21 protein-coding genes are annotated in these 25,810 nt (G+C 69.6%); 13 read left to right on the forward strand and 8 right to left on the reverse strand.

Annotated features, from left to right (window positions below; genetic code table 11):
• The first annotated feature begins 54 nt into the window (after positions 1–54).
• Both ADK64_RS19385 and ADK64_RS19390 read left to right on the forward strand, forming a co-directional pair.
• Positions 55–462, forward strand: coding sequence for an ATP-binding protein (locus tag ADK64_RS19385; protein ID WP_199829649.1), 408 nt, complete (start codon positions 55–57; stop codon positions 460–462).
• Between the two features lie 294 nt (positions 463–756).
• Positions 757–3,345 carry a SpoIIE family protein phosphatase gene (locus ADK64_RS19390; RefSeq protein WP_053660642.1) on the forward strand — a complete coding sequence of 863 codons (2,589 nt, stop codon included), beginning with the start codon at positions 757–759 and terminating at the stop codon, positions 3,343–3,345.
• A gap of 59 nt (positions 3,346–3,404) precedes the next feature.
• On the opposite strand, the gene ADK64_RS19395 is transcribed toward ADK64_RS19390, so the two are convergent.
• Positions 3,405–4,979: a hypothetical protein gene (locus ADK64_RS19395; protein WP_053660644.1), complete on the reverse strand. Its 1,575-nt coding sequence runs from the start codon at positions 4,977–4,979 to the stop codon at positions 3,405–3,407.
• A gap of 80 nt (positions 4,980–5,059) precedes the next feature.
• On the opposite strand from ADK64_RS19395, the gene ADK64_RS19400 reads away from it, so the two are divergent.
• Complete coding sequence (locus ADK64_RS19400; RefSeq protein ID WP_053660646.1) at positions 5,060–6,247, forward strand: glycosyl hydrolase family 18 protein; 1,188 nt, start codon at positions 5,060–5,062, stop codon at positions 6,245–6,247.
• Between the two features lie 155 nt (positions 6,248–6,402).
• Here ADK64_RS19400 and ADK64_RS19405 read toward each other — a convergent pair whose 3' ends face one another.
• The 4 genes from ADK64_RS19405 to ADK64_RS19420 are packed head-to-tail and all read right to left on the reverse strand — an operon-like array spanning position 6,403 to position 10,283.
• Positions 6,403–7,173: a succinate dehydrogenase/fumarate reductase iron-sulfur subunit gene (locus ADK64_RS19405; protein ID WP_053660648.1), complete on the reverse strand. Its 771-nt coding sequence runs from the start codon at positions 7,171–7,173 to the stop codon at positions 6,403–6,405.
• Entirely contained in the window at positions 7,170–9,125 is a 1,956-nt protein-coding gene (locus tag ADK64_RS19410; RefSeq protein ID WP_053660650.1) for a fumarate reductase/succinate dehydrogenase flavoprotein subunit, read from the reverse strand. Before ADK64_RS19410 ends, ADK64_RS19405 begins: the two co-directional genes overlap by 4 nt.
• 18 nt (positions 9,126–9,143) lie before the next feature.
• On the reverse strand, positions 9,144–9,965 hold the full coding sequence (locus ADK64_RS19415; protein ID WP_053660652.1) for a hypothetical protein: 822 nt from the start codon (positions 9,963–9,965) through the stop codon (positions 9,144–9,146).
• 27 nt (positions 9,966–9,992) lie between these two features.
• The gene (locus tag ADK64_RS19420; protein ID WP_053660653.1) at positions 9,993–10,283 is read right to left on the reverse strand and encodes a hypothetical protein; all 291 of its coding nucleotides are present in this window, start codon (positions 10,281–10,283) and stop codon (positions 9,993–9,995) included.
• 289 nt (positions 10,284–10,572) lie between these two features.
• Here ADK64_RS19420 and ADK64_RS19425 point away from each other — a divergent pair, with 289 nt between their 5' ends.
• From ADK64_RS19425 to ADK64_RS19455, 7 genes are all read left to right on the forward strand, one after another.
• The gene (locus ADK64_RS19425) at positions 10,573–12,756 is read left to right on the forward strand and encodes an ABC transporter family substrate-binding protein (protein ID WP_053660655.1); all 2,184 of its coding nucleotides are present in this window, start codon (positions 10,573–10,575) and stop codon (positions 12,754–12,756) included.
• A gap of 164 nt (positions 12,757–12,920) precedes the next feature.
• Entirely contained in the window at positions 12,921–14,828 is a 1,908-nt protein-coding gene (typA, locus tag ADK64_RS19430) for a translational GTPase TypA (protein WP_053660657.1), read from the forward strand.
• Positions 14,829–15,235: 407 nt separating this feature from the next.
• Positions 15,236–16,270 carry an ABC transporter permease gene (locus ADK64_RS19435; protein ID WP_053660658.1) on the forward strand — a complete coding sequence of 345 codons (1,035 nt, stop codon included), beginning with the start codon at positions 15,236–15,238 and terminating at the stop codon, positions 16,268–16,270.
• Positions 16,271–16,362: 92 nt separating this feature from the next.
• Positions 16,363–18,171, forward strand: a complete 1,809-nt coding sequence (locus tag ADK64_RS19440; protein WP_053660661.1) for an ABC transporter substrate-binding protein — start codon at positions 16,363–16,365, stop codon at positions 18,169–18,171.
• A gap of 87 nt (positions 18,172–18,258) precedes the next feature.
• A complete protein-coding gene (locus ADK64_RS19445; RefSeq protein ID WP_053660662.1) occupies positions 18,259–19,239 on the forward strand; it encodes an ABC transporter permease in 981 nt (326 codons plus the stop codon).
• Positions 19,240–19,261: 22 nt separating this feature from the next.
• Positions 19,262–20,284: an ABC transporter ATP-binding protein gene (locus ADK64_RS19450; protein WP_053660664.1), complete on the forward strand. Its 1,023-nt coding sequence runs from the start codon at positions 19,262–19,264 to the stop codon at positions 20,282–20,284.
• A gap of 12 nt (positions 20,285–20,296) precedes the next feature.
• On the forward strand, positions 20,297–21,418 hold the full coding sequence (locus ADK64_RS19455) for an ABC transporter ATP-binding protein (protein ID WP_053660666.1): 1,122 nt from the start codon (positions 20,297–20,299) through the stop codon (positions 21,416–21,418).
• A 453-nt stretch (positions 21,419–21,871) separates the two neighbouring features.
• On the opposite strand, the gene ADK64_RS19460 is transcribed toward ADK64_RS19455, so the two are convergent.
• Positions 21,872–22,621 carry a class I SAM-dependent methyltransferase gene (locus ADK64_RS19460; protein ID WP_053660668.1) on the reverse strand — a complete coding sequence of 250 codons (750 nt, stop codon included), beginning with the start codon at positions 22,619–22,621 and terminating at the stop codon, positions 21,872–21,874.
• A gap of 297 nt (positions 22,622–22,918) precedes the next feature.
• Here ADK64_RS19460 and ADK64_RS19465 point away from each other — a divergent pair, with 297 nt between their 5' ends.
• A complete protein-coding gene (locus ADK64_RS19465) occupies positions 22,919–23,134 on the forward strand; it encodes a hypothetical protein (RefSeq protein ID WP_053660670.1) in 216 nt (71 codons plus the stop codon).
• A gap of 190 nt (positions 23,135–23,324) precedes the next feature.
• Here the strand turns inward: ADK64_RS19465 and ADK64_RS19470 are convergent, their stop codons facing one another.
• Together ADK64_RS19470 and ADK64_RS19475 are read right to left on the reverse strand one after the other, a co-directional pair.
• Positions 23,325–23,552, reverse strand: a complete 228-nt coding sequence (locus ADK64_RS19470) for a hypothetical protein (protein WP_053660671.1) — start codon at positions 23,550–23,552, stop codon at positions 23,325–23,327.
• The gene (locus ADK64_RS19475; protein WP_053660673.1) at positions 23,549–23,878 is read right to left on the reverse strand and encodes a hypothetical protein; all 330 of its coding nucleotides are present in this window, start codon (positions 23,876–23,878) and stop codon (positions 23,549–23,551) included. Before ADK64_RS19475 ends, ADK64_RS19470 begins: the two co-directional genes overlap by 4 nt.
• Positions 23,879–24,392: 514 nt before the next feature.
• Between ADK64_RS19475 and ADK64_RS19480 the strand changes: the two genes are divergently transcribed.
• Together ADK64_RS19480 and ADK64_RS19485 are read left to right on the forward strand one after the other, a co-directional pair.
• Positions 24,393–25,109, forward strand: a complete 717-nt coding sequence (locus ADK64_RS19480) for a DUF5919 domain-containing protein (RefSeq protein ID WP_324614423.1) — start codon at positions 24,393–24,395, stop codon at positions 25,107–25,109.
• Positions 25,102–25,569, forward strand: coding sequence for an NUDIX domain-containing protein (locus tag ADK64_RS19485; RefSeq protein ID WP_053660678.1), 468 nt, complete (start codon positions 25,102–25,104; stop codon positions 25,567–25,569). The genes ADK64_RS19480 and ADK64_RS19485 overlap by 8 nt, the downstream gene beginning before the upstream one ends.
• Positions 25,570–25,810: the final 241 nt, after the last annotated feature.

A 25,810-nucleotide genomic window follows, 5' to 3' on the forward strand; every position in this document is an offset into this window, starting at 1 on the left:
TGCCCATTAACCCCATGAAATCGGACATGGGTAGGCGGCTCACTGGCCTGGGAAGTGATCGGCGTGATCGACACCGATGGTGACTGCGCCGAGTGGACTTTTCCCGCGGAACCGGGTGCCGTGCGCACCGCGCGCGCCGCGGTCCGCGGTCAGTTGCACGGCTGGGACCTCGACTGTGTCTCCGATCTCGCCGCGCTGCTCGTCAGCGAACTGGTCACCAACTCGCTGCGGCACGCCACCGGCCCCATCGGCGTACGGCTGGTCCGTCCCGCCAAACTCGACGGAACGCTGCTGGTGGAGGTCTCGGACCCGCTCCCGGACCCGCCGCGCGAGCGCGTCGCCCGCCCCGAGGACGAGAACGGGCGCGGCCTGCAACTGGTCGCCGGCTCCACGCGCCGCTGGGGCACCCGGCCCGGCGCGAGCGGAAAGACCGTCTGGTTCGAACTGGCGGTGCCGGGGTGACGAACCGGCGGGGCCAGGGTGACACGGAAGCACGGGAGGGGGCGCAGGGGTGTACATCGGACGACGGACCGCCCAACGTGCGCCCCGGTCACGCGGCCTGTCCCGGAGCGCGTGATTCGAGGGCGTGTTCCCTGGTTAGAAGAGTGGAAGTGTTGTCACGGAGTGGTCCGAAAAACACCTGGACCATGCTGTGATCGTGAACACCGTGTCGTGCGGCGCCGTAGTGCTGGATACTGCGGGCAGCCGCCCCCGGTGACCGGTGCCGGGCGCGGTGAGCTGGAGGGGACGGTTCGCGTGAGCGAGATACCAGCGAAGGCCACGGAGTCCGAGGACCCGTCGGACGGCGCGAGGAACCAGGCCGCGGAGGCTGCCGCGGTGCCCGGCGACGCCATGTGGCAGAGCAGTCCGCCCGGTTCGATCTACGACTACATCCGGGTCGCGTCCTTCTCCATCAGTCCCGGCGGCCTGGTCGACCAGTGGAGCCTGCGCGCCGAGCAGCTCTTCGGCATCTCCGCCGAACGTGCCGTCGGCATGGATCCCATAGAGGCTTTCATCGATCCCGACCTGCGCGAGCGCGGTCAGCGCAAGATGGCCGAGATCCTCGACGGGCGCGAGTGGACCGGGGTCGTGCCCTTCCGGATGCCGGACGGGCCCGACGGTACGCGCGGTGAGGAGGGGCTGGCCGAGGTCTACGTCATGCCCACCCGGACCGCCGAGGGCGACAAGGCCGCCGTGTGCATCGTCGTAGACGTCCGCACGCTCCGCACCATCGAGACCGACCTCGCCGCGTCCCAGGCGATTTTCGGTCAGTCCCCGTTCGGATTCCTGCTGATCGACACCGATCTGAGGGTCCGTCGGGCCAACGAGCGCTTCGCCTCCATCTTCGGCGGCAGCCCGGACGACCACCGGGGCAGGGGCGTGCACGACTATCTGCCGCGCGGTGAGGCCGAGCGGGTTTCGGCCACGCTGCGGCGGGTGCTGGAGAGCGGCCAGACCATCACCGACATGCATGTCACGGGACACGTCCCGGACTCGGCCGAGCGCCGGCACTGGTCGGTCAACCTCTACCGTGTGCACGGCGGCAGCGGCCGGCCCATCGGGATCGCCTGGCTCGGCACCGACATCACCGCCCGCCGGGCCGCCGCCCGTGAGGCCGCCGCCGCCCGGCGCAATCTCGCCCTGCTCAACGAGGCCGGGGCCCGCATAGGGAATTCCCTGGACCTGGAGACCACCGCCCGCGAACTCCTCGACGTCGTCGTCCCCGGCTTCTGCGACCTCGCCACCGTCGACCTCTACCAGGGACTGCTCACCGGCGACGAGACGCCGCCCGGCCGCGCGGACGGCAGTGCCGCACTGCGCCGCGTCGCCTTCGCCAGCGCGGTCTCCGACGTCCCCTTCGGCGGCAGCGGCGAACCCGTCGCCGTCGGCGCCGTCCACCACTTCCCCTTCGCCTCGCCCAGCGCCGACGCGCTGCGCACCGCCCGGCCGCAGCACGTGCCCGCGCAGGACGGCGGCCTCGTGCAGTCCACGCTGGCCGTGCCGATGGTCGCCCACGACACCGTCGTCGGGCTCGCCCGGTTCGCCCGCACCAAGGGCAGCGAGCCCTTCGGCGACCGCGACCGGGACCTGGCGGTGGAGCTGGCGGCGCGTGCGGCCGTCTGTATCGACAACGCACGGCTGTACCGCCGGGAGCACGAGCGGGCGCTGATCCTGCAGCGGTCCCTGCTCCCGCCCGGCGACCCCGAGGCCTCCGGGCTGGACATCGCCTGCCGTTATCTGCCGGGCAACGCGGCCACCGAGGTGGGCGGCGACTGGTTCGACGTGATCGAACTGCCGGGTCACCGTACGGCGCTGGTCGTGGGCGATGTGATGGGGCGGGGTCTGCGGGCGGCCGTGGCGATGGGTGAACTCCGCACGGCGGTACGGACGTTGGCGCTGCTGGATCTCGAACCGGCCGAGGTGCTCTCGGCGCTGGACGAGATCGCGCGGGGCCTCGGCACTCCGGGGGGCGTCCAGCAGGCGACGCGTACGGCGCGGCAGTCGCGTGACGCCGATCTGTCCGAGGTGTACCTCGCGACGTGCGTGTACGCGGTGTACGACTCGGTCACCAGACGCTGTACGTTCGCCAACGCCGGGCATCTGCCTCCGGTCCTGGTCGAGCCCGGTGAACCGGCGCTGATGCTGGATGTGCCGCCCGGAATGCCGCTCGGAGTGGGCGGCGAGCCCTTCGAGGAGGTCGAGGTCGAGCTGCCGGAGGGGGCGTTGCTGGCTCTCTACACGGACGGCCTGGTCGAGTCCCGCGACCATCCGCTGGACGAGGGGCTCCAGGCGTTCGTCGGCGCGCTCACCGATCCGGCACGGCAGCTGGAGGACGTCTGCGACCACGTCCTCAACACCCTCGACACCCACCACGGCGAGGACGACATCGCGCTGCTGATGGCGCGGGTGCAGGGGCTGCCGGCCGAGTCCGTCGGTGACTGGACGCTGCCGCGCGAGCCGCGCAGTGTGGGGCGGGCGCGGGAGTACGCGCGGACGCAGCTGGTGGACTGGGACCTGGAGGCGCTGGTCGACACGGCGGAACTGCTCGTCAGCGAGCTGGTCACCAACGCGCTGCGGTACGGCGAGGGGGAGATCCGGCTACGGCTGCTGCTGGACCGCACGCTGGTCTGCGAGGTCTGGGACTCCGGGCTGGTGCAACCTCGGCGACGACGTGCCCGGGACACGGACGAGGGGGGCCGGGGGCTGCAGCTGGTGGGGTTGCTCAGCGCGGCGTGGGGCTCCCGCCGGACGCCCCGCGGCAAGACGGTGTGGTTCGAGCTGCCGTTGCCCGGTGGCGAGACGGGGCTGACGGACCCGGCGGAGGCACTGCTGAGCCTCTTCTGAGACGTCTTGCCCGCCCCCACTCGACCCGCTCGCCCGGGAAGGCACCGCCTTGGCCTGGGTCAGGGCGGCAGCGGTGCGCTGTGGCGGCCCCTCGTCTCCGGCCCCCCGTAGCTTGCCGGAGGGCCTCCGTGCTGGTTCTCCGCCAGGAGGACTCCGCCCAGGACCGCGCCGGCCAGGCCCGGGGAGGACTCGGCGGTGCCCGGGTACGGGTTGCCGTGGGTCCGGACGTCCCGCTCTGCCCGGTCGCGGGCCGCACGGGCCGCCGTGTCGGACCGGTCGGTGTCTCCCGCGGCCAGTTCGCGTACCGCCTCCGCCAGGCCGGCCCGCGGTTCCGGGCCCACCGCGCCCCGGTGCACGGCGATGAACTCCTCCGCCCCGGCGACGGAACCGCGCGCCACCAGCAGCGCCGCCGCGGACACGGCACCCGAGCTGCCGTCCTCCAGCCGCCGCACCGCCCGCGTGATCCGGTGCAGCGCGTCCAGCGGGTCGTACGGGCCTGCCGTCAGCTCGTCCCGCACGCCGGCCAGCACGGTGTCCGCGTGGGCCAGCCGGGCGTGCAGCTCACCGCTGGTCAGAGACTTGCGCGCACCCCCTTGCCGGGTCGCCGCCAGCTCCGCCTCCGCGCCGGTCAGCGTGGCCGGTACCAGCCGTGCCGCCTCCGGCAGCTGTGTCGCGAGCCGCTCCACCCCGGAGATCAGGACCCCGGCCTGGGCCACGGCACCCTCGGCGGCGCGCAGGTGCCGGGCGGCCCGTTCGCCGTCGTCCGCGTCGGCGGCCTGGCGGGCCTCGTTGAGCCGGGCGGTGGCGAACACCAACCGGTCCTTGGCCTGTTCGACGTACCCGGTGACCGAATCGAGGGCCGAGGGCGTGTAGTGCTCGTGCAGCGCCGCCAGCGTGTCCTGCGCGGCCACCGTCCGCCCCGTCAGCTCGCGGAACCGCCCCTCGGCCACCTCCAGCGCCCCGCTCAGCCCCGGCCCCTCCAGTCCGCGCAGCACGTCCAGTTCCGCCGCCTCCGAGTCCAGCCGGCGCCCCGCCTCCGCGCACCGGCCGATCACCCCCACCAACGCCTGCTGCCGGGCCGCGGTGTCCCTCGGTATCCCCTGCTCGTAGCGCCGCCAGATCGCGCACGCGGCCGCCAGCTCGGTCTCCGCGGCGCGCAGGGCGTGTACGAAGACCTCGGTGTCCGGTATCCCGAACCGCTCCTGGACGAAGAAGAGTTCCTCCCGGCTCGTACGGACACAGTCGTCGGCCATCACCAGCGCGGCGCGGGCCTGGCGTTCGGAGTCGGCCGGCGTGGGGGCGGGCGGGACGGCGGAGACGACTCCCGGGGTCGTACGGGTGCGGGCGCGGCGGGTGCGACGCAGATAGCCGTAGCCGGCCAGCACCACGGCCGCGACCACGGCGACGAGGGGCAGTACCAGGTCGACGGCGGACGTACCGCCCTGCGGCGGCGCGGCGGCGCTCGCGACCGGCCCGGCCGGCGCCACGGGAACCGGATCTCGGGCGACGACCGTCATCACCGGCAACACCAGCCACCCGACCCCGACCAGGGCACCCAGCACGGCATGCGTCACCCGCACCCGTATGTGCGCCTTGGCGCGCCGGGGCCGGCCCCGGATCAGGGAGGACGTCACATTTCGGAGCGTATGGGCAGGTAGGCCCCCACGCGAGCGGGACGGATACGGGCGGGGGACGAGGGAAGAGGGGGCAGGAATTGGACAACGAAAGCGACCGGCAAGCGGGGCGCGAGCCGGGGCCCGGCACATCCGAGGGCCGTGAGCCGGGGACGGACGGCCCCTTCGCCCCACAGCCCGCCGGCGGTGAGGACGCCCCGCGGGAGCCATCCGCAGCACCCGGCGACGAGAGCCGCACCAGTGACGCGGAGGGGAAGAAGCGCAGGATCCGCCGCCGCGTCCTGCGCTGCGTCCTCGCCGCCCTCACCCTCCTTCTGCTCCCCCTCCTCACCGCCGAGGCAGCCCTCCGTGTCAACTACACAGGCACTCCCAAGCCCGGCACCACCACCCGCCACCAGGACGCCCTCTGGCTCGGCCACACCTGGGTCGACGGCCGCAAGACCGACCAGGACGTCCGGAAACTCGCCCAGCGTCTGAGGACCACCGGCATCCGCGACCTGTTCGTCCACTCCGGCCCGCTGGAGGACGACGGCACCCTGCCCGACTCGGCGTATCCGAAGGCCCGTTGGCTGATCTCGGCCGTGCACCGGGAGCTGCCCGGCGTCCGCGTCCAGGCCTGGCTGGGGGACGAGCTGGCCACGGAGAGCCCGGACGGGATGCACCTGGAACGCGCCGCCACGCGCGAGGCGATCGTCGCGAGCACCCGCCGGGTCCTCGCCGCCGGCTACGACGGCGTGCACTTCGACCTGGAGCCGCTGCACTCCGGCGACCGCCACTACCTCTCCCTGCTGGACCGTCTGCACGCCCTCACCCACGCCCGGCACGCGCTGTTGTCCGTCGCCGCCCACCAGATCGACCCGCTGCCCGGGTTCCACGCCTTCTGGGGCGCGACCACCAACCACCCCAAATGGTGGTCGCAGGCCTACTTCGGGCAGGTGGCCCGCCGGGTGGACCAGATCGCCGTCATGTCGTACGACACCATGCAGCCGCTGCAGAGCCTGTACGGCGGCTACGTGGCCCAGCAGACGAGCCTCGCCCTGGAGGTCACCCCCGACACCACCGGCCTCCTCATGGGCCTGCCCTTCTACCACGAGAACCGGTTCGGCCACTGGGCCCACGCGGAGACCGTCCCGGCCGCCGTACGCGGTGTGCGCCTCGGCCTGTCCCGCACCGACGCCGACCGGGCCCGCTTCGGTGTCGCCCTGTACGTCGACTTCGCGGCGACGGACGCCGACTGGCGCGCCTACGAGGACGACTGGGTCCGGTGACCGGCACACGACGGCACCTGGCGGGAGACTGATCGTCATGTACACGTATGCGGGGGCCGCCGCCCGCGGGTACGGTCCTGTGCCCCGGCTCGGCCGGGCCGGCTTCATGGCCGGGCCGGGCCCGCAGACGCCGGCCCGGCGCCCAGGCCGTACTGCTACGGCGTCCGCCTCCTGATCTTCGAGCCGAGCCACACCAACGGGTCGTACTTGCGGTCGACCGCCCGCTCCTTCAGGGGGATCAGGGCGTTGTCCGTGATGTGGATGCCCTCGGGGCAGACCTCCGTGCAGCACTTGGTGATGTTGCAGTAGCCGAGGCCGTGTTCGTCCTGGGCCGTACGTCCCCGGTCCAGGCCGGTCTCGGCGGCCGCGTCCAGCGGATGCATGTCGAGTTCGGCGACCCGCATCAGGAAGCGCGGGCCGGCGAACGCCGGCTTGTTCTCCTCGTGGTCGCGGACGACATGGCAGGTGTCCTGGCACAGGAAGCACTCGATGCACTTGCGGAACTCCTGCGAGCGGTCCACGTCCTCCTGCATCATCCGGTACTCGCCGGGGCCCAGTCCGGCCGGCGGCACGAACGCCGGGACCTCCCGGGCCTTCTGGTAGTTGAAGCCGACGTCCGTGACCAGATCGCGGATCACCGGGAACGCGCGCAGGGGGGTGACGGTGATGGTCTCGGCGCGGTCGAAGACCGACATGCGGGTCATGCACATCAGCCGGGGGCGGCCGTTGATCTCCGCCGAGCACGAACCGCACTTGCCCGCCTTGCAGTTCCAGCGCACGGCCAGGTCGGGGGCCTGGGTGGCCTGGAGGCGGTGGATGATGTCCAGGACCACCTCGCCGTCGTTCACCTCGACGGCGAAGTCCGTGAGGCCCCCGCCCTCGACGTCACCCCGCCACACCTTGAAGCGGGCCTCGTAGCTGCTCACTCGTACAGCTCCTCTTCGGCGAGGTACTTGACCAGCTCCTCCTTCTCGAAGAGGGCGAGCAGGTCCGGGCGGATGGGGTCGGTGTTCTCCCGGGTGAGGCGGATCTGGCCCCGGGCGGGGTCGGTCGCGGCGAGGCCTCTGCTGGGATCGGCCAGCGCGCACAGCAGGTTCGCGTTGCGCCAGGAGCGCTCCATCGTCGGATGGTCCTCGCGGGTGTGCCCGCCGCGCGACTCGGTGCGCTCCAGGGCCGCGCGGGCCACGCACTCGCTGACCAGCAGCATGTTCCTGAGGTCCAGGGCGAGATGCCAGCCCGGGTTGAACTGGCGGTGGCCCTCCACGCCGGCCCGGCGGGCGCGTACCCGCAGCTCGGCGAGTTTCTCCAGGGCCTGCTCCATCTCGCCCTCGCGGCGGATGATGCCGACCAGGTCGTTCATGGTCTGCTGGAGTTCCTGGTGCAGGGTGTACGGGTTCTCCGGCGGGCCCGCCTCGCCCGCCCGGTCCGCCTCCGCGGAGAACGGGCGCAGGGCCTCCGCGGACGCCGTGTTGACCTGGGCGTCGTCCACCGCCGGACGCTGCTGCGTCTGGGCGTGTTCCGCCGCGTGCCAGCCCGCCCGGCGCCCGAACACCAGCAGGTCGGACAGGGAGTTGCCGCCGAGCCGGTTGGAGCCGTGCATGCCGCCGGCCACCTCACCGGCCGCGAACAGCCCCGGCACCCCGCGTACCGCCGCCGTGTCGGAGTCGACCGCGATGCCGCCCATCACGTAGTGACAGGTCGGGCCGACCTCCATCGCCTCCGCCGTGATGTCGACGTCGGCCAGCTCCTTGAACTGGTGGTACATGGACGGCAGCCGGCGCCGGATCACCTCCGCCGGCATACGGGTCGAGACGTCCAGGAAGACCCCGCCGTGCGGCGAGCCCCGGCCCGCCTTCACCTCGGAGTTGATCGCGCGGGCCACCTCGTCACGCGGGAGCAGCTCCGGTGGACGCCGGTTGTTGTCCGGGTCCTCGTACCACCGGTCGCCCTCCTCCTCCGACTCGGCGTACTTCTCCTTGAACACGTCCGGGATGTAGTCGAACATGAACCGCTTGCCGTCGGAGTTGCGCAGCACCCCGCCGTCGCCGCGCACGGACTCGGTGACGAGGATGCCCTTCACCGACGGCGGCCAGACCATGCCCGTCGGGTGGAACTGCACGAACTCCATGTTGAGTAGCGGCGCGCCGGCGAGCAGGGCCAACGCGTGGCCGTCACCCGTGTACTCCCACGAGTTCGAGGTGACCTTGAAGGACTTGCCGATGCCGCCGGTCGCGACGACCACGGCGGGGGCCTGCAGGACGAAGAAACGGCCCGACTCGCGCTCGTAGGCGAAGACCCCCGAGACCCGGTCCCCCGCGGCGGAGCCGCCGTCGGGCACGGTCTTCAGGATCCTGGTGACCGTGCACTCCTGGAAGACCTTCAGCCGTGACTCGTGGTCCCCGGTCTCCTTGAAGTCCTCCTGCTGGAGGGCGACGATCTTCTGCTGGAGCGTGCGGATCAGTTCGAGGCCCGTACGGTCGCCGACGTGCGCGAGGCGCGGGTACTCGTGGCCGCCGAAGTTGCGCTGCGAGATCCGGCCGTCCTTCGTCCGGTCGAACAGTGCGCCCCAGGTCTCCAGCTCCCACACCCGGTCCGGGGCCTCCTGCGCGTGCAGCTCGGCCATCCGCCACTGGTTCAGGAACTTCCCGCCGCGCATCGTGTCGCGGAAGTGGACCTGCCAGGTGTCGTGCTCGTTGGCGTTGGCCATCGCCGCCGCGATACCGCCCTCGGCCATCACCGTGTGCGCCTTGCCGAACAACGACTTGCAGATCACCGCCGTACGGGCGCCCCGCTCGCGCGCCTCGATCGCGGCCCGCAGCCCGGCGCCGCCGGCCCCGACCACGACGACGTCCCACTCCTGCCGGTCCACCACGGACATCAGACGGCTCACCTGTTCCTAGAAGAAGCGCGGGTCGGCGAAGACCCCGGACGCGACCAGATAGACGTAGAAGTCGGCCAGCCACACGCTGAACAGCGACGCCCACGCCAGCTGCATGTGCCGGGCGTTGAGCCGGCCGACGAACTGCCATGCCCGGTAGCGCACGGGATGCTTGGAGAAGTGCTTGAGCTTGCCGCCGACGATGTGCCGGCACGAGTGGCAGGAGACCGTGTACGCCCAGATCAGCACGATGTTGACCAGGAAGACGAGGGTGCCGAGGCCCATGTGGCCCCAGCGGTAGTGCGTGTCCCGGAAGGACAGCACGGTGTCGTAGGTCAGCACGGCCGCGACCAGCAGGGCGGCGTAGAAGAAGTACCGGTGGACGTTCTGCAGGATCAGCGGGAAGCGGGTCTCACCGGTGTACTTCCGGTGCGGCTCGGCGACGGCGCAGGCGGGCGGGGACGCCCAGAAGCTGCGGTAGTACGCCTTGCGGTAGTAGTAGCAGGTCAGCCGGAAGCCGAGCGGGAAGATCAGGATGATGACGGCGGGGGAGATGCCCCACCAGCTCCCGAAGAGGTCGGCGTTCGGGCCGGCGTGCATGGTCTTGCAGTTCTGCGCCAGACAGGGCGAGTAGAACGGCGAGACGTACGGCGCCGCGTAGTAGTGCGCGTTCGCGAAGGCCCGCCAGGTCGAGTAGACGACGAAGGCGAACAGACCGGCCGCGGTGACGGCGGGCGCCAGCCACCAGCGGTCGGTCCGCAGATGCGGTGCGGCGATCGCGGCGCGCGTACCGGTTCGTACGCCGCCGCTGTTCTGTTGGGGTTCCGTACCAGTGGCCAAGGATGACTCCGGTCGGTTCGGGTCGGTTCAGGGGGCGCGGCGGTCGCGGGCCCCCAGCCCCTCGTCGTCCGTATCGATCCACAGGGAGCGGTCGTACGGCGTGTCGGAGATGGTGACGAGGTCGGGCCGGCGGGGTGCGGTCCGGGTGTCGGCCGCGTCCCGGAGCAGCCCGAGGCTCTCGCGCAGATGGTCGGCGTCCATACGGACCCGGCGCATCTCCAGGCCTTCGCCGCCGAGCTGGTGCTCCAGGCGCCCCAGCGACCGGCTGAGTTCGTCGAGGGAGCGCTGGACCGAGGTGATGTCGTCGTGTACGGACATGACGTGTCCTCACTTCCGCGGGTCCGGCGGGCCTTGGGCGGCTACGTTCATGCGCCTTGGAGTGTTGCGCGCCACACGTGCCGATGTGAAGGCGTGTGCAGCGATTGGCGGAGGCGTACGGGTGCATCTGAGGGTGTGTTGCGCCGCACGGGTGGGGTTACCACCCGTCGTCGCCGTGTCGCCCGGCGTGGCCGGATCCTTTCCTCTTCAGTGGGCCGCATAGATCTGATCAGCTCCATATACCGCCAAAAGTGATCATAACGCTCGCGGCTTCACGGAGGTAGCAGAGATGTCCCACGACGGAGTCGGACCGCGCGCCCTCACGCGATCGGTCGCCTTCCTGGCCGCGGGCGCGCTCGCCGTGCCGTTCCTCGCCGGCTGCGGCTCGGACGACGAGGGCAGCAAGCCCCTCGCCGTACAGGACATCGCCCCGGTCGCGCGGGATCTGGTCACCGACGGCGGCACGCTGAAGTGGGCCGTCGACGCCGTCCCCGAGACCCTGAACAGCTTCCAGGCCGACGCCGACGCCGGCACCAACCGGATCGCCCAGGCCGTGCTGCCGTCGATGTTCCGCCTCGACGCGAACGGCCGTCCGGCGATGAACCCGGCCTATCTGGAGTCGGCCAAGGTCATCGAGACCGAGCCGCGCCAGGTCGTGCTCTACAAGCTGAACCAGCAGGCCGTGTGGAGCGACGGCCGGGAGATCGGCGCCGCCGACTTCGTCGCCCAGTGGCGCGCCCTGTCCGGCAAGGACAGCGCCTACTGGACCGCCCGCAACGCCGGCTACGACCGCATCGCCAAGATCGAGCGCGGTGCCAGCGACCTCCAGGTCCGGGTCACCTTCTCCCGCCCCTACGCCGACTGGAAGTCGCTGTTCTCGCCGCTGTACCCGAAGGACGTCATGGGCACCCCGGACGCCTTCAACGACGGCGCCCGGCGCAAGCTCAAGTCCACCGCCGGGCCCTTCACGGTGGACAAGGTCGACACCGCCAAGAAGGACGTCGTCCTCACCCGCAACCCGCGCTGGTGGGGCAAGCCGGCCAAACTGGCCCAGATCGTGCTGCACGCCGTGCCCCGCGACCAGCGGGCCTCCGCGCTCGCCGACGGCAGCGTGGACCTCGCCGACATCGACCCCTTCGAGGCCCAGCGGGTCGGGCTCGCCGCCCAGGGCGTCGCGAGCCCGCTGCAGGGCTCCGGCAAGACCTCGGTGAAGAAGCTGCGCTCCTGGGCGCTCGCGCACGGCTTCGACCCGGACGAGGCCAAGGCCGGCAAGAAGAAGCTGCGCAAGGCCATCGGCAAGTACCTGGACGAGCAGCAGGCGCTGCGCGAATTCGATGTCCGCAGGTCGCTGGAGCCCGCCTACACCCAGCTCGCCCTCAACGGCTCCGAGGGCCCCCTGGCGGACGAGCGGGTCCGCCGGGCCGTCGCCCGCACCCTGGACCGCAAGGAACTGGCCAAGCTGGTGCTCACCCCGCTGGGCCTGCCCGCCCTCCCGGTCGGCAGCCACCTGGCCCTGTCCGGGCAGAGCGACTACGCCGACAGCAGCGGGGCCCTGGGCGACCAGGACACCAAGGAGGCGTCGGCGCTGCTGGCCGACGCCGGCTGGGTGGCCGGGGGCCCGATCAAGAAGGAGAAGAAGGCCGACAAGGCGGCCGGTCCCGAACGCGACAAGAGCGACGGGGACCCCTCCGACGGCGGCAAGGAGGGGAAGTACATCGTCGGCGAGGAAGACAAGAGCGACGACAAGAGCGACGACAAGAGCGGGGACGGCAAGAGCGGGGACGACGAGAGCAGCGAGCGCGGCGACGGGAGCGACCGGCGTCTGGCGCAGGAGGGCAGGCACGGGGGAGCGGCCGGGGCGTACGCCCCCAAGGGCACGGCCGCCCCGGCCGCCGCCCCGGCCGGACCGCTCGCCAAGGACGGCAAAGCCCTCGCGCTGCGCTTCGTGCTCCCCTCCGGCGCCGGCTCCGAGACCCTGAACTCGGTCGCCGAGCGGATCGCCGCCATGCTGCAGCGGGTCGGCATCCGGACGACGATCACCAAGGTCTCGGACGAGAGCTACTTCAAGGACCACATCGCCTCCGGCGACTACGACCTCGCGCTGTACTCGTGGCCGTCGTCCGCCTTCCCGGCGACGGACGCCCGGCCGATCTACGCGAAGCCGGTGCCGTCGGCGGACGGGTCGGTGAACGTCGAGCAGAACTACACCAGGGTCGGCACGGACCAGGTCGACCAACTGTTCGACGAGGCCGCGGCGACGCTGGACGAGGACGAGGCGCGGTCGCTGATCCGCAAGGCCGACTCCCGGATCTGGGCCGCTGCGGGATCGATTCCGCTGTACCAGCGGCCCCAGCTGGTGGGGGTGCGGAAGAATCTCGTCAACGCCGGGGCGTTCGGCTTCCAGACACCGGTCTACGAGGACATGGGCTTCCTGAAGAAGGGGGCGAAGATCTCCCCCAGCCCCACGAACTGACCCGCTCCGGCCTCCGCGGCGATCATCACACGGCCCTGCGGAGGCCGACTCCCTCGGGGCCACGTACCATGGGGTGAGGCCGTGGCGTGTCAAGCCCGGCAGGCCCGCGTCACACGGACGTACGCAGCAGGGCCTTTCTCACCACTCTGGGAGTACGCCGCACTATGGCCACGCGCCACGACATCCGCAACGTCGCCATCGTCGCCCACGTCGACCACGGCAAGACGACCATCGTCGACGGCATGCTGAAGCAGGCCGGTGCCTTCGCAGCGCACCAGCTCGAAGGCGTCGACGACCGCATGATGGACTCGAACGACCTGGAGCGTGAGAAGGGCATCACGATCCTCGCCAAGAACACGGCGGTGAAGTATCACCCCAAGGACGGCGGGGATGTCATCACCATCAACATCATCGACACCCCCGGCCACGCCGACTTCGGTGGCGAGGTCGAGCGCGGTCTGTCGATGGTCGACGGTGTCGTGCTGCTCGTCGACGCCTCCGAGGGCCCCCTGCCGCAGACCCGCTTCGTGCTGCGCAAGGCGCTCCAGGCCCGGCTGCCCGTCATCCTGTGCATCAACAAGACGGACCGCCCGGACGCCCGGATCGACGAGGTCGTCAACGAGACCTACGACCTCTTCCTCGACCTGGACGCGGACGAGGAGCAGATCGAGTTCCCGATCGTCTACGCCTGCGGCCGCGACGGCATCGCCTCGCTGACCAAGCCGGACAACGGCACGGTCCCGGCCGACAGCGACAGCCTGGAGCCGTTCTTCTCCACGATCCTGCAGCACATCCCGGCCCCGACGTACGAGGAGGACGCGCCGCTCCAGGCCCACGTCACCAACCTCGACGCGGACAACTTCCTCGGCCGTATCGCGCTGCTCCGCGTCGAGCAGGGCGAGCTGCGCAAGGGCCAGACGGTCGCCTGGATCAAGCGCGACGGGTCCGTCAACAACGTCCGCATCTCCGAGCTGATGATGACCGAGGCGCTCACCCGCAAGCCCGCCGAGGTGGCCGGCCCGGGTGACATCTGCGCGGTCGCCGGTATCCCGGACATCATGATCGGCGAGACCCTGGCCGACACCGAGAACCCGATCCCGCTGCCGCTGATCACGGTCGACGAGCCCGCGATCTCCATGGTCATCGGTACGAACACCTCGCCGCTGGTCGGCCGGGGCGGCACCGGCAAGGGCGCGGACGCCAAGGCGGCCGTCAAGGACCGCAAGGTCACCGCCCGCCAGGTCAAGGACCGCCTCGACCGTGAGCTGATCGGTAACGTCTCCCTGCGGGTCCTCGACACCGAGCGCCCGGACGCCTGGGAGGTCCAGGGCCGTGGTGAGCTCGCGCTCGCCATCCTGGTCGAGCAGATGCGCCGCGAGGGCTTCGAGCTGACCATCGGCAAGCCGCAGGTCGTCACCAAGGAGGTCGACGGCAAGGTCCACGAGCCCGTCGAGCGGATGACGATCGACGTGCCCGAGGAGCACATGGGCGCGGTCACGCAGCTCATGGGCGTCCGCAAGGGCCGTATGGACAACATGTCGAACCACGGCTCCGGCTGGGTCCGCATGGAGTTCGTCGTGCCGTCGCGTGGTCTGATCGGCTTCCGTACCGAGTTCCTGACCCAGACCCGTGGCACGGGTATCGGTCACTCGATCCACGAGGGCCACGAGCCCTGGTTCGGCACGCTCCAGACCCGTAACAACGGCTCGCTGGTCGCCGACCGCTCCGGCGCCGTCACCGCGTTCGCGATGACGAACCTCCAGGAGCGCGGCGTGCTCTTCGTGGAGCCGGGCACCGAGGTGTACGAGGGCATGATCGTCGGCGAGAACTCGCGCTCCGACGACATGGACGTGAACATCACCAAGGAGAAGAAGCTCACGAACATGCGGTCGTCCTCGGCCGACTCGTTCGAGGCGATCGTTCCGCCGCGCAAGCTCTCGCTGGAGCAGTCGCTGGAGTTCTGCCGTGACGACGAGTGCGTCGAGGTGACCCCGGAGGCCGTTCGCATCCGCAAGGTGAACCTGGACGCCCGCGAGCGCGCCCGCGCCGCGAGCCGCGCCAAGAACGGCTGATCCACCGGCAGTTGAGCCCGGGCACCCCCCACGATGGGGGTGCCCGGGCTTTTTGCAACCTGTTTTCTGGGCGGCGTTGTCCGAAATGCGGAGATCCTGGACCGATAGCCATGTAACACGTCCGTTTCGCGCCCTTCTCACCCCGAACAGTTTGTCCAGTTTTTGGAAGTTGTTCGGGTCAGCTGTGACCGAATTGAGATTTTAAGACAGTGGTCGGCACCTGACTCATGGCAGATAGTTAGCCGCGTAGCGCTCGGGTCAATGGGTCTCGCGCTGTGGGGACAGCGCCGACTCGCGAGCACCAGGGGGTGTCTGACCCTCCGTCAGGGGTGTCGGAGGGAAGACAGAAACCCTCTCCTGTTGGTGAACACGTGAAGTCACACTCATACCTGTGAAACGGACGAATCGTGACAAGTCCTATCGACATTGAGGGCGGCGGGGCTTCTGTCGTCGTCGACGGCGAACCAGGGCCGGAGACGAAGAGCGAAGCCGTCAAACTCGAGGGCCGGTCCCCCGGCCAGCTGATGTGGCTGCGCTTCAGGCGTGACCGCACAGGCGTGATCTCGGCCTACGTCGTGGGCTTCTTCTTCCTGATCGGCGTGCTCGCCCCGCTGATCGCCAAGGTGTACGGCAAGAACCCGTACACGGTGTACGCGGACGAGCGGCCGGAACTCTTCGACAGCGCCGGCGTACCGGTGAAGCCCAACGGCGGGATCAGCAGCGAGTTCTGGTTCGGACTCGAACCCGGCAACGGCTACGACGTCTTCACCAAGCTCATCTACGGCATCCGCACCTCGCTGACGATCTCGGTCGCCGTCACCCTCGCCGTCGTCGTCACCGGCATCCTGCTGGGCGTCGCGGCCGGCTATCTCGGCGGCAAGGCCGACTACTTCATCGGCCGCCTCATCGACTTCCTGCTCGCCTTCCCGGCCCAGCTGTTCTTCATCGCGAGCATGCCGGTCGTCGTCTCCCTGTTCGTCAGCCCCCGGGACGAGACCCCCACCTACGTCCGGGTGGTCGCCCTGATCCTGGTCCAGTGGTTCCTGGGCTGGATGGGCCTGGGCCGCATCCTGCGCGGCACCGCACTCGCCCTGCGAGAACGGGAGTTCATCGAGGCGGCCAAGGTGAGCGGCGCCTCACCGTGGCGGATCATCCGCAAGGAGATCCTGCCGAACATCGTGACCCCGCTGCTGGTGCAGGCGACGTATCTGCTGCCCAACTTCGTGACCGCCGAGGCGGGTCTGTCGTACCTCGGCGTGGGCATCGTCGAACCGACGCCGGACTGGGGGCAGATGTTCTCCAAGGCGTCCACCGAACTGGTGATGCAGAACGACATCACCTACATGTTCTTCCCCGGCGTCTCGATGATCATCTTCGTCGTCGCGTTCAACCTGCTCGGGGACTCGGTCAGAGACGCCTTCGATCCCAAGACCGCGCGCTGACCCGGCACTTGCACTTGCACGTCCATTCAGTTCTTTCGCACTGGTGACACACCAACGCAGTGGTGACACACAGATGGGTGGGAATCTTCGTGATGAGTAGGGGCGGACGCCACGTATACGGCGCACTCTCCGTGCTCGCGGCCGGAGCTCTTGTGCTCACCGGCTGCAGCAAGGGCGGGAGCGACAGCGGCACGAACGACAAGAAGGACCAGCAGGACGCCAAACGCCAGCAGGTGTCGATCAAGTTCGGCGACGCGGCCGACTCCACCGGGCCCGCGGCCGCTGTGCCCGGCGCCAAGTCCGGCGGCGCCCTGGAAGTGCTCCAGCGCGACTCGTACGCGCACCTCGACCCGGCCCAGATCTACGTCTCCGACGAGGGCTCCCTCGCGACCCTGCTCTTCCGCGGCCTGACGGGTTACAAGGCGACGAGCAACGACGGCAGCAAGCACGAGGTGGTCGGCGACCTCGCCACCGACTCCGGCACCACCACGGACGGCGGCAAGACCTGGAAGTACACGCTCAAGGACGGCATCAAGTTCCAGGACGGCTCCCCGATCACCTCCGCGGACGTCCGGCACTCCGTCGAGCGGCTCTTCGCGCCGTTCATCAACCAGGGCCCCGCCTACCTCCAGCAGTGGCTCGCCGACGCCCCCGGTGCCAAGTACCGCAAGCTCCTGCCGGACGGGCCGTACAAGGGCAAGCACCTGCCCAACTCCATACTGGAGACCCCGGACGCCAAGACCGTCATCTTCCACTTCAAGACCCCGCACCCCGACCTGCCCTACGCGCTGGCGATGGCGGGCTACGCGGTGGTCTCGCAGAAGGGCGACACCAAGGAGAAGTACGACAGAGCCCCGGTGACGACCGGCCCGTACAAGATCCAGTCGTTCAAGTCCGGCAAGTCGATGGTGCTGGTCAGAAACACCAACTGGGACCCGAAGACCGACCCCATCCGGCACCAGTACCTGAACCAGCTGAACTTCACCTTCAACCAGCAGTTCGAGACCTCCACCAAGGCGCTGCTCGCCGACAGCGGCCCCGACCGCAGCGGCGTCAGCTTCAACAACCAGGTCGACGCGGGCAACCTCTCCCAGGTGCTGCGCGACCCGAAGATGAAGTCCCGCACGGTCTCCGGCTACCAGCCCTACGTCGGCCAGATGAACATCAACCTGAGCCACCCGGCCATGCAGGACAAGACGGTCCGCGAGGCCATCGCCTACGCCCTGCCGATCACCCCGTTCGTGCGCGCCTTCGGCGGCACCGACGCCATGGAGGTCGCGGGCGGCGTGATCTCCCCGACCGTCTCCGGCTACGACGCCGCGTTCGACCCGTGGGGCAAGAAGAAGAACCCCGCCGGTGACCCGGCGAAGGCCAGGGCGCTGCTGAAGAAGGCCGGCAAGCTCGGCACGAAGCTCACCTTCGGCTACCAGAACACCCCCGAGGGGCAGCAGTACTCCACCGCCATGGCGGCGGGCCTGGCGAAGGCCGGCTTCAACGTGCAGCGCCAGGAGGTCCCGGCCGAGACCTACTACGACCAGGTCTCCAAGCTGAACAACACCTACGACATCTTCCACACCGCGTGGGGTGCCGACTGGCCGTCCGCCTCGACCGTCATCCCGCCGCTGTACGACGGCCGCGGCATCGCCGACGGCGCGCAGAACTACGCGCAGCTCAACGACCCCAAGGTGAACAGCGAGATCGACCGGATCAGCAAGATCGCCGACCCGGTCAAGTCCGCCGCCGAGTGGGAGAAGCTCGACCAGTACATCGTCAAGGACGAGATCGCCGTCGTCCCGACCGCGTACTACAAGCAGACCCAGATCGCCGGCTCCAAGGTCGGCGGCCTCGTCTACGACGACGTGATCGGCGGCGTCGACCCGCGCCGTCTCTTCATCAAGTAACCGTCCCCGTCCGGTACCCGGCGCGCTCCCGCGGAAGGGGCGCGCCGGGCATCGCCCAGGTCGCCGACGTCTGAGAGCTGCCCTGTCATGCTGCGCTTCCTCGTGCGCCGGATCATCGGTGCGGTCGTCATTCTGTTCCTGCTGAGCATCGTCACGTTCGTGCTGTTCTTCGGGGTGCCCCGGGACCCGGCGCTGCTGATCTGCGGCAAGACCTGCAACCCGGACAGCATCGCGAACATCCACCACGTGCTCGGCCTGGACAAGTCCATCCCCGAGCAGTACGGGATCTTCCTGCACAACCTCTTCATGGGCAGCAACCAGTTCGCCCAGGGTCCCTGCCCCGCCCCCTGCTTCGGCTACTCGTACCACACCAACGAAGCGGTCTGGGGCACGCTGATGGACCGTCTGCCCACCACCGTCTCGCTCACCCTGGGCGCGGCCGTGTGCTTCCTGGTCGTCGGCCTCGGCACCGGGCTGCTCGCCGCCTGGCGACGCGGCACGCTGATCGACAAGACGGCCACCGCGGGCGCCATGGTCATCAGCTCGCTGCAGATCTACTTCCTCGGCCCGCTCGCCCTGGCCGTCCTCGTCTACCAGACCCACTGGTTCGACAAACCCGCCTACAACGAGTTCACCCACGACCCCGTCAGCTGGTTCACCGGCCTGATCATCCCCTGGGTGGTCCTCTCCACGATCTTCGCCGCGCAGTACACCCGTATGGCGCGCTCCTCGATGATCGAACAGCTCCAGGAGGAACACGTCCGTACCGCCCGCGCCAAGGGCATGTCGGGGCGGTACGTCTTCTTCCGCTACGCCTGGCGCGGCTCGCTGATCCCGATCGTCACCATCTTCGGCATCGACCTCGGCTCGCTGTTCGGCGGCGCCATCATCACCGAGTACACCTTCGGCCTGCCGGGCCTCGGCAACCTCGCCGTCCAGTCCGTCTTCTTCAGCGACCTGCCGCTGCTGCTCGGCGTGATGCTCTTCTCCGCCAGCATGATCCTGCTGTTCAACATCATCGTCGACGCCACGTACGCCTTCATCGACCCGCGCGTGCGGCTGTCCTGAGGCCGAAGGAGAAACAGCCGTCATGAGTGCCCCTCTTCTCTCCGTGCGGGACCTGCACGTCAGCTTCAAGACCGAGGACGGCGTCGTACGGGCCGTGGACGGCCTCTCCTTCGACCTGGAGCGCGGCAGGACGCTCGGCATCGTGGGGGAGTCCGGCTCGGGCAAGTCGGTGACCAATCTGACCATCCTCGGCCTGCACAACCCCATGTTCACCACGGTCGAGGGTGAAATCCTGCTGGAGGGGCGGGAGTTGACCACCGCCCGCGAGTCCGAGCTGGAGAAGCTGCGCGGCAACAAGGTCGCCATGATCTTCCAGGACCCGCTCACCGCGCTCTCCCCCTACTACACCGTCGGCCGGCAGATCGCCGAGCCGTACATGAAGCACAACGGCGCCTCGAAGAAAGCGGCCTGGGAGCGGGCCGTGGAGATGCTCGGCAAGGTCGGCATCCCGAACCCCCGGGAGCGGGCGAAGGACTACCCGCACCAGTTCTCCGGCGGTATGCGCCAGCGCGCGATGATCGCGATGGCCCTGGTCTGCGACCCCGACCTGCTGATCGCCGACGAGCCGACGACGGCCTTGGACGTGACGGTCCAGGCCCAGATTCTTGACCTTCTCAAGGATCTGCAACAGGAGTTCGGATCGGGCATCATCTTCATCACCCACGACTTGGGGGTGATCGCCGACATGGCCGACGACATCATGGTGATGTACGCGGGCGGCGCGGTGGAACGGGGCACGACGGACGAGGTGCTGCGCTCGCCCCAGCACCCGTACACCTGGGGCCTGCTGAACTCGATGCCACGCCTCGACTCCGACCTGGACGCCCGGCTGTCCCCGATCCCGGGCACCCCGCCCTCGCTGCTCACCCCGCCGTCCGGCTGCCGCTTCCATCCCCGGTGTGGTTTCCGGGACAGGGTGGAGGGAACGGGCCGGTGTGTGGACGAGCGCCCGTCACTGGCCCCCGACCGGGCCTCGGCCTGCCATCTCACCGCGGACCAGAAGCGCACCATCTTCATCGAGGAGATCAAGCCCGGACTGGGCTAGGAGGACTTCGGCATGACAGAGGACATCGTTCTGCCGGCCCCGCGCGAGCGGAGCGCAGGCCCGGACGGGGAGCCGCTGCTGCGGGTCTCGGGCCTGACCAAGCACTTCCCGGTCAAGGGCGGTTTCCCGATCCGCCGGACGATCGGCGCGGTGCAGGCCGTGGACGGCATCGACCTGAGCGTGCACGCTGGCGAGAGCTTCGGCCTGGTGGGGGAGTCGGGCTGCGGAAAGTCCACGACGGGCCGCCTGATCACCCGGCTCCTGGAACCGACGGCCGGCTCGGTCTCGTACCGCGGCCAGGACATCAGCCACGCCACCCGCAAGGAGCTGGCGCCGATCCGCTCCGAGATCCAGATGATCTTCCAGGACCCGTACTCGTCGCTGAACCCGCGACAGACGGTGGGCAAGATCATCTCGGGTCCGATGGAGATCAACGACATCCAGCCGGAGGGCGGCAGGGAGAAGCGGGTCCGCGAACTCCTGGAGATCGTCGGCCTGAACCCGGAGCACTACAACCGCTTCCCGCACGAGTTCTCCGGCGGCCAGCGTCAACGCATCGGCGTGGCAAGGGCGTTGGCCCTGGAACCCAAGCTGATCGTCGCCGATGAGCCGGTCTCGGCCCTGGACGTCTCGATCCAGGCACAGGTGGTGAACCTGCTCCAGCAGGTCCAGCGGGAACTGGGCATCGCGTTCGTCTTCATCGCCCACGACCTCGCGGTCGTACGGCACTTCTCGCAGCGCGTCGCGGTGATGTACCTCGGGAAGATCATCGAGGTGGGCGACCGCGAGTCCATCTACACCCGCCCGCGCCACCCGTACACCCACGCCCTGCTGTCCGCCGTGCCCGAGGTGAACCTCGCCGAGGAGGACAGCGCAGGGCGTGAGCGCATCCGCCTGGCCGGCGACGTCCCGTCCCCCATCTCGCCACCGTCCGGCTGCCGCTTCCGCACCCGCTGCTGGAAGGCGCAGGACAAGTGCGCGACCGAGGAACCGCCCCTGGTCCAGCTCTCCGGCAACCACGACGGCCACCTGACGGCCTGCCACTTCCCGGAGGACCCGACCACCGAGGCCCGGGACGAGGACATCGTCCTGGACCCGGCACTGGCGGCACTGGAGGAGGACACGGCGGACTAGGGCCCGCCTCGCGCGTCGGGCCGGAGCCGGCCGCCCCTGGAAGCGTCCACCTGGCGGGCGGCCGCCAGGCTCATCGGGGTCTCAGGGGTGGTCGAGCGGCGCTGGTAGATGCCGCCGGTCCCGGCCGGAGGGCAGGGGAAGGGGGCATCGATCTGGTGCCGGTGCGGCTCGGCCGGCCGGTCCAGTCGATCGCCGCCCCGGGGCTTCGACCGTCGTTGCGGTCATCGGGGTGCCGTCCTTGTTCCGGCCGTGTGCGCGCGCGTATGCGTCGCGCCGTTCATGGCGTCCCGCGCGTGCGGCTCGTCCCCCCGTCGCCGTCCCGTGATCCTCAGTCGGCGGTGCCAGCAGCGGTCCGCCTGCCCGGACGCATCGGGCCGCCACGGTCTCCTTCATGTCCGCACCTGCGCCGTCGCCTTGCGGTGCGGGCAGGCCCCGGTGCATGAGCGCGCGTACTCAGGTCCTCGCCCGCCGGGCCACGGTGATGATCTCCGCGGACTCGGCGGTGACCGCTCCCCGCCCCCAGTCCCCGAATTGCTCCACGACGGTCAGCCCGGCGTCGGCGAGGAGGCTGTGCAGCGACTCGTTGTCGAGAAACCGCAGAACGCTGTGACTGACCCGGGGGGCGGGCCATCCGTCGCCGTCGTAGGTCTGGGTGAACCGCACCCGCCCACCGCTGAGCCCGTCACCCTGTACCTCGTGCCACACCCGCACGGTGGTGCCGTCGGCGGCGGTGGCCTCGCGCACCCGCTCGGGAGTCCACTTCTCCCAGGCCCGGGCGGCCGGGTTCCGGGTCTCGAACACAAAGCGTCCACCGTCGCCGAGAGCCGCCCGGACCGCGTGCAGACAGCGCCGGATCTCCTCGTCCCCGACCAGCGCCTGGAACGCGTGTCCGGTCATGAGGACGAGGTCGAACTCCCCTTGCCAAGCCCGCACTTGGGTGTCCCCAAGGACCCACTCGACACCGTCCGGCCGTGCCTGCCGCGCCTGTACGAGCATGGCGGCGGCCGGATCGAGCCCCGTCAGCCGGCCCTGACACCCCTCGTCCCGGGCCCGCCGCAACAACTGCCCGGTGCCGCACCCGATGTCCAGCACCGAGCGGGCCTCCCGCACCAGACCGAGGTAGAAGTCGTCCCCCGGTCCCCAGGGGTTGAGGCTGTCGTACAGCGTGGCGAGCGTGAGATCGGTGAACGAATGATCTACCACCGCGGCAGTGTGACACACGATCCTGAACGGTGTGTCAGGTTCCGGGGGACTTCTTGAGGGACTTTCAACTTGTCGGTGGAGTCGGGTACTTCAGGTGGTTCATGGGAGTCGAAGGCAACGTACACAGGGTGAAGGAGGTCACGGGGCTTCCGGTCGGCCGGTGCAGTCGTCGGGAGGGTAGGGCGACCACATTGGGTCAGGCCGGAGACGCCGAGGTGAAGATCACGGCCACCGCGAACGGGGTGACACTGGAAATCGCCTCCCAACCGCGAACAGGTCGAATCCGCCGCCTCCCGCATGCTCCCTGCCCACCACACCGCCTTCAATCAGCACCGCGACTGGTACGCCCTCGTCGGCACCGGCCTCCACTACGGCGTGGACCTGATCGAAAACGCCACCGGCGTCGCGCCGTCCGACCCCGCAACCGCCCGCATCGCGCTGGACGAGCTTGGGTTCCCCGTCCGGTGCTGGGCCTGGGGCGCCTTCCTCCAGACGGGCACTCGCACCCGCTGAAGTCCGCCACCGGGCATCGGAGCGAGAGGGGGCACGTGAGCCTGGCGTGCAGGTCCCCCCGGAGGCACCATCCGAGAGCACAGGGCGGCAGGCGTGGAGAAGCCCCGCCCAGCGTCATGGGGGAGGACGCATGGACGGGGCAGCCGACACCGCTGAGCAGTGTTGCTCGCCGTCGCTCAGCGAGCCGGGGTCACTCGTTCCGCGTGACGCGGGCGTGGTCGGTCACGACACGGCGGAAGAGGTCATGACCCGTGCGGCCGGCATGACACAGGCACCAGTCCTGAGCCGTGTCCTGTTCCTCCTGGGGGCCGGATGACCCGTCGCACCCGGACGCCACGCAGAAGGTCTCGAAGGTAACTCCGCCGTCCGGCACATGCCGGATCGTGTGGGGCACGAAGCGCAGTACGGCGCGGCTCATGCGGACACCTCACCGGACTGTACGGCGCTGTCGTCGTGGACGTCGGGTGCCGGCATGGGTGCCCCCCGACTCTCGGCGATCCGGTGCACGTCGCGCAGCGCCTCACTCATCCGCGCGAGCACGAACCGGAGCTGATCCGGTGTGGTCTTGCGGTCGGCGAGCATGTCGGCCGCGTGGTCCAGGAGTTCGCTCGCCATGCCGAGCTGCAGGCTCTCGACGTTGTCGGCGACGCGGGAGAGATAGCCGCTTCCGTCGCCGTGGAGGAAGCACGGTTTGCCGTCCGGGGTGGACCACGGCAACAGGCGTGCCGTCCGCGTCGTACTCATCGGGCCGTTACCTCCACGCCGCGGATCACACGAGGCCCGGTGTCGACGCCGTGCACGGCCGGCCACAGGACGCGCCGCCGAGCCCGCTGTCGCCGTTCCTCCTGACGTCGCTCGTCCGCGACCGGGCACGGGCGCGCCAAACCGGTGTCCTCACTCCGTAGCGCGGGGACGAGGGGAAGGCGCACGATCACGGTGTCCTGCCGGGCCGGGGACGGTTCAGGGGGCCGGCGGCGCCCCGAAGCCGGTAGCAGGAGCCGCAAAAGCGACTCGACGAAGCGGGCGATACCTTGGCTCATGTCGACCTGCTTTCTCAGGTTGGCCATGCCCCCGGGCCGGTCGCACGGTCGCGGGGGTCTGCATGTCACTCACCCACCACACTTCTGCCTCTGGTGGTGCGTTGCTACTTCGTTCGGCGACCGTTAGACACGGAGTGGGCCTACCGCGCAATGCGTGCCTAACGTCCCAGGGGGTAACCGTGAACGAGGCGCTACGCCGTGCCATGCTCCAAGCTCGGATGACAGACCGTCAGTTGGCTGAGAAGTGCGACGTCGACATCAAGACGATCGGCCGGTGGATCACCGAGACTGGACGGGTTCCCCGCGCCCGTCACCGGTGGGCCGTCTGCGAAGCACTCGGAGAGGACGAAGCGGTGTTATGGCCAGCAGCCGCGAAGAAGGCGATCAAGGTTGGCCCGGATCGTGAGGTCGTGGCCGTCTATCCGTACCGCTCCGGTTGTCCAGCCTCTTTGTGGCGGTCGCTGATCACCAAAGCCGAACGAGAGCTGACCTTCGCGGGATACACCAACTACTTCCTATGGCTTGAACAGGCCCGGTTGGGTACCGTGCTGCGGCGGAAGGCCTGCCAGGGATGCCGAGTTCGGTTTCTCCTCGGTGACCCTGACAGCGATCTCACGCGGTCACGTGAGCGGGATGAAGACGTTGCGCTCACTCTGTCCACCCGTATCCGCGTGACTCTCGCTGAACTGGAGAAGATCAGAAGCCAGCCGGGCATCGATGCGAGGTACAGCGACGGACACACTCACCTGTCCGTGTTCCGCTTCGACGACAACATGATCGTTACGCCCTTGCTCACCCACCGAGTCGGGCACGATGCACCCACGCTGCATCTGCGCCGCCACCAGGACGACGGCATTTTTGATCGCTTCGCGTCCCACGTCGAGGAACTGTGGAACCGGAGCACTCCGGTATGGGAAAGGGGAAGCAATGGGTAGGCGCGATTACGAGGACGACCCCAACGCCCCGGCAGCGAACAGCCTGGTTCCCGCCGCCTCCACGGTCGTTGTCGACGACTACGGACGCATCCTGCTCCAGCGCCGCCGCGACAACGGCATGTGGGCTCTGCCCGGAGGCGCCATGCACATCGGAGAGTCGCTGCCCGACTGCGCCGTCCGGGAGACCCGCGAAGAGACCGGCTTCGACGTCGAGATCGTCGGGATCGTGGGGACGTACAGCAATCCGCGTCACGTCTTCGCCTATGACGACGGTGAGGTACGGCAGGAGTTCTCCGTCTGCTTCCTGGCGCGACCCACGGCCGGGCACCTGGCCGTGTCCGAGGAATCCACGGATGTCCGCTGGTTCCAGCCCGCAGAAGTCGACACGCTTCCGATGGTCCCCAGCATCCGCAGGCGCGTGAACGACTGGCGCGACGGCAACATGCCCGCAGCCCGGTAGCCGAAAGAGGCGGCAACACGACACACCCGTCCTGACCTGCACCGAATGAAGATCCCAGAGCACACTTTCGCAAGTAGCCTGCGAGCTGGTCTCCAACGCCGTACGGCACACCAAGGGGCCCGCCGCGCTCAGGGTCCGTCGTACCCCGCAGGGGGTGGTGTGGATCGGGGCGTGGGACAGCGACCCGGCGCCGCCGGATCCGCCGCGTCCGCTGGAACACAGTGCGGAGCTGGAGTACGGC

Source organism: Streptomyces sp. MMG1121, from assembly GCF_001280015.1.
Taxonomy (GTDB): Bacteria; Actinomycetota; Actinomycetes; order Streptomycetales; family Streptomycetaceae; genus Streptomyces.

What these genes read in the sequence shown, in the direction of transcription:
- ADK64_RS19420 (WP_053660653.1), bottom strand. Translation starts at nt 10,283, where the DNA reads ATGTCCGTACACGACGACATCACCTCGGTCCAGCGCTCCCTCGACGAA.
- ADK64_RS19440 (WP_053660661.1), top strand. Translation starts at nt 16,363, where the DNA reads ATGAGTAGGGGCGGACGCCACGTATACGGCGCACTCTCCGTGCTCGCG.
- ADK64_RS19485 (WP_053660678.1), top strand. Translation starts at nt 25,102, where the DNA reads ATGGGTAGGCGCGATTACGAGGACGACCCCAACGCCCCGGCAGCGAAC.
- ADK64_RS19445 (WP_053660662.1), top strand. Translation starts at nt 18,259, where the DNA reads ATGCTGCGCTTCCTCGTGCGCCGGATCATCGGTGCGGTCGTCATTCTG.
- ADK64_RS19470 (WP_053660671.1), bottom strand. Translation starts at nt 23,552, where the DNA reads ATGAGCCGCGCCGTACTGCGCTTCGTGCCCCACACGATCCGGCATGTG.
- ADK64_RS19465 (WP_053660670.1), top strand. Translation starts at nt 22,919, where the DNA reads ATGCTCCCTGCCCACCACACCGCCTTCAATCAGCACCGCGACTGGTAC.
- ADK64_RS19475 (WP_053660673.1), bottom strand. Translation starts at nt 23,878, where the DNA reads ATGAGTACGACGCGGACGGCACGCCTGTTGCCGTGGTCCACCCCGGAC.
- ADK64_RS19425 (WP_053660655.1), top strand. Translation starts at nt 10,573, where the DNA reads ATGTCCCACGACGGAGTCGGACCGCGCGCCCTCACGCGATCGGTCGCC.
- typA (WP_053660657.1), top strand. Translation starts at nt 12,921, where the DNA reads ATGGCCACGCGCCACGACATCCGCAACGTCGCCATCGTCGCCCACGTC.
- ADK64_RS19450 (WP_053660664.1), top strand. Translation starts at nt 19,262, where the DNA reads ATGAGTGCCCCTCTTCTCTCCGTGCGGGACCTGCACGTCAGCTTCAAG.
- ADK64_RS19480 (WP_324614423.1), top strand. Translation starts at nt 24,393, where the DNA reads ATGACAGACCGTCAGTTGGCTGAGAAGTGCGACGTCGACATCAAGACG.
- ADK64_RS19455 (WP_053660666.1), top strand. Translation starts at nt 20,297, where the DNA reads ATGACAGAGGACATCGTTCTGCCGGCCCCGCGCGAGCGGAGCGCAGGC.
- ADK64_RS19410 (WP_053660650.1), bottom strand. Translation starts at nt 9,125, where the DNA reads ATGTCCGTGGTGGACCGGCAGGAGTGGGACGTCGTCGTGGTCGGGGCC.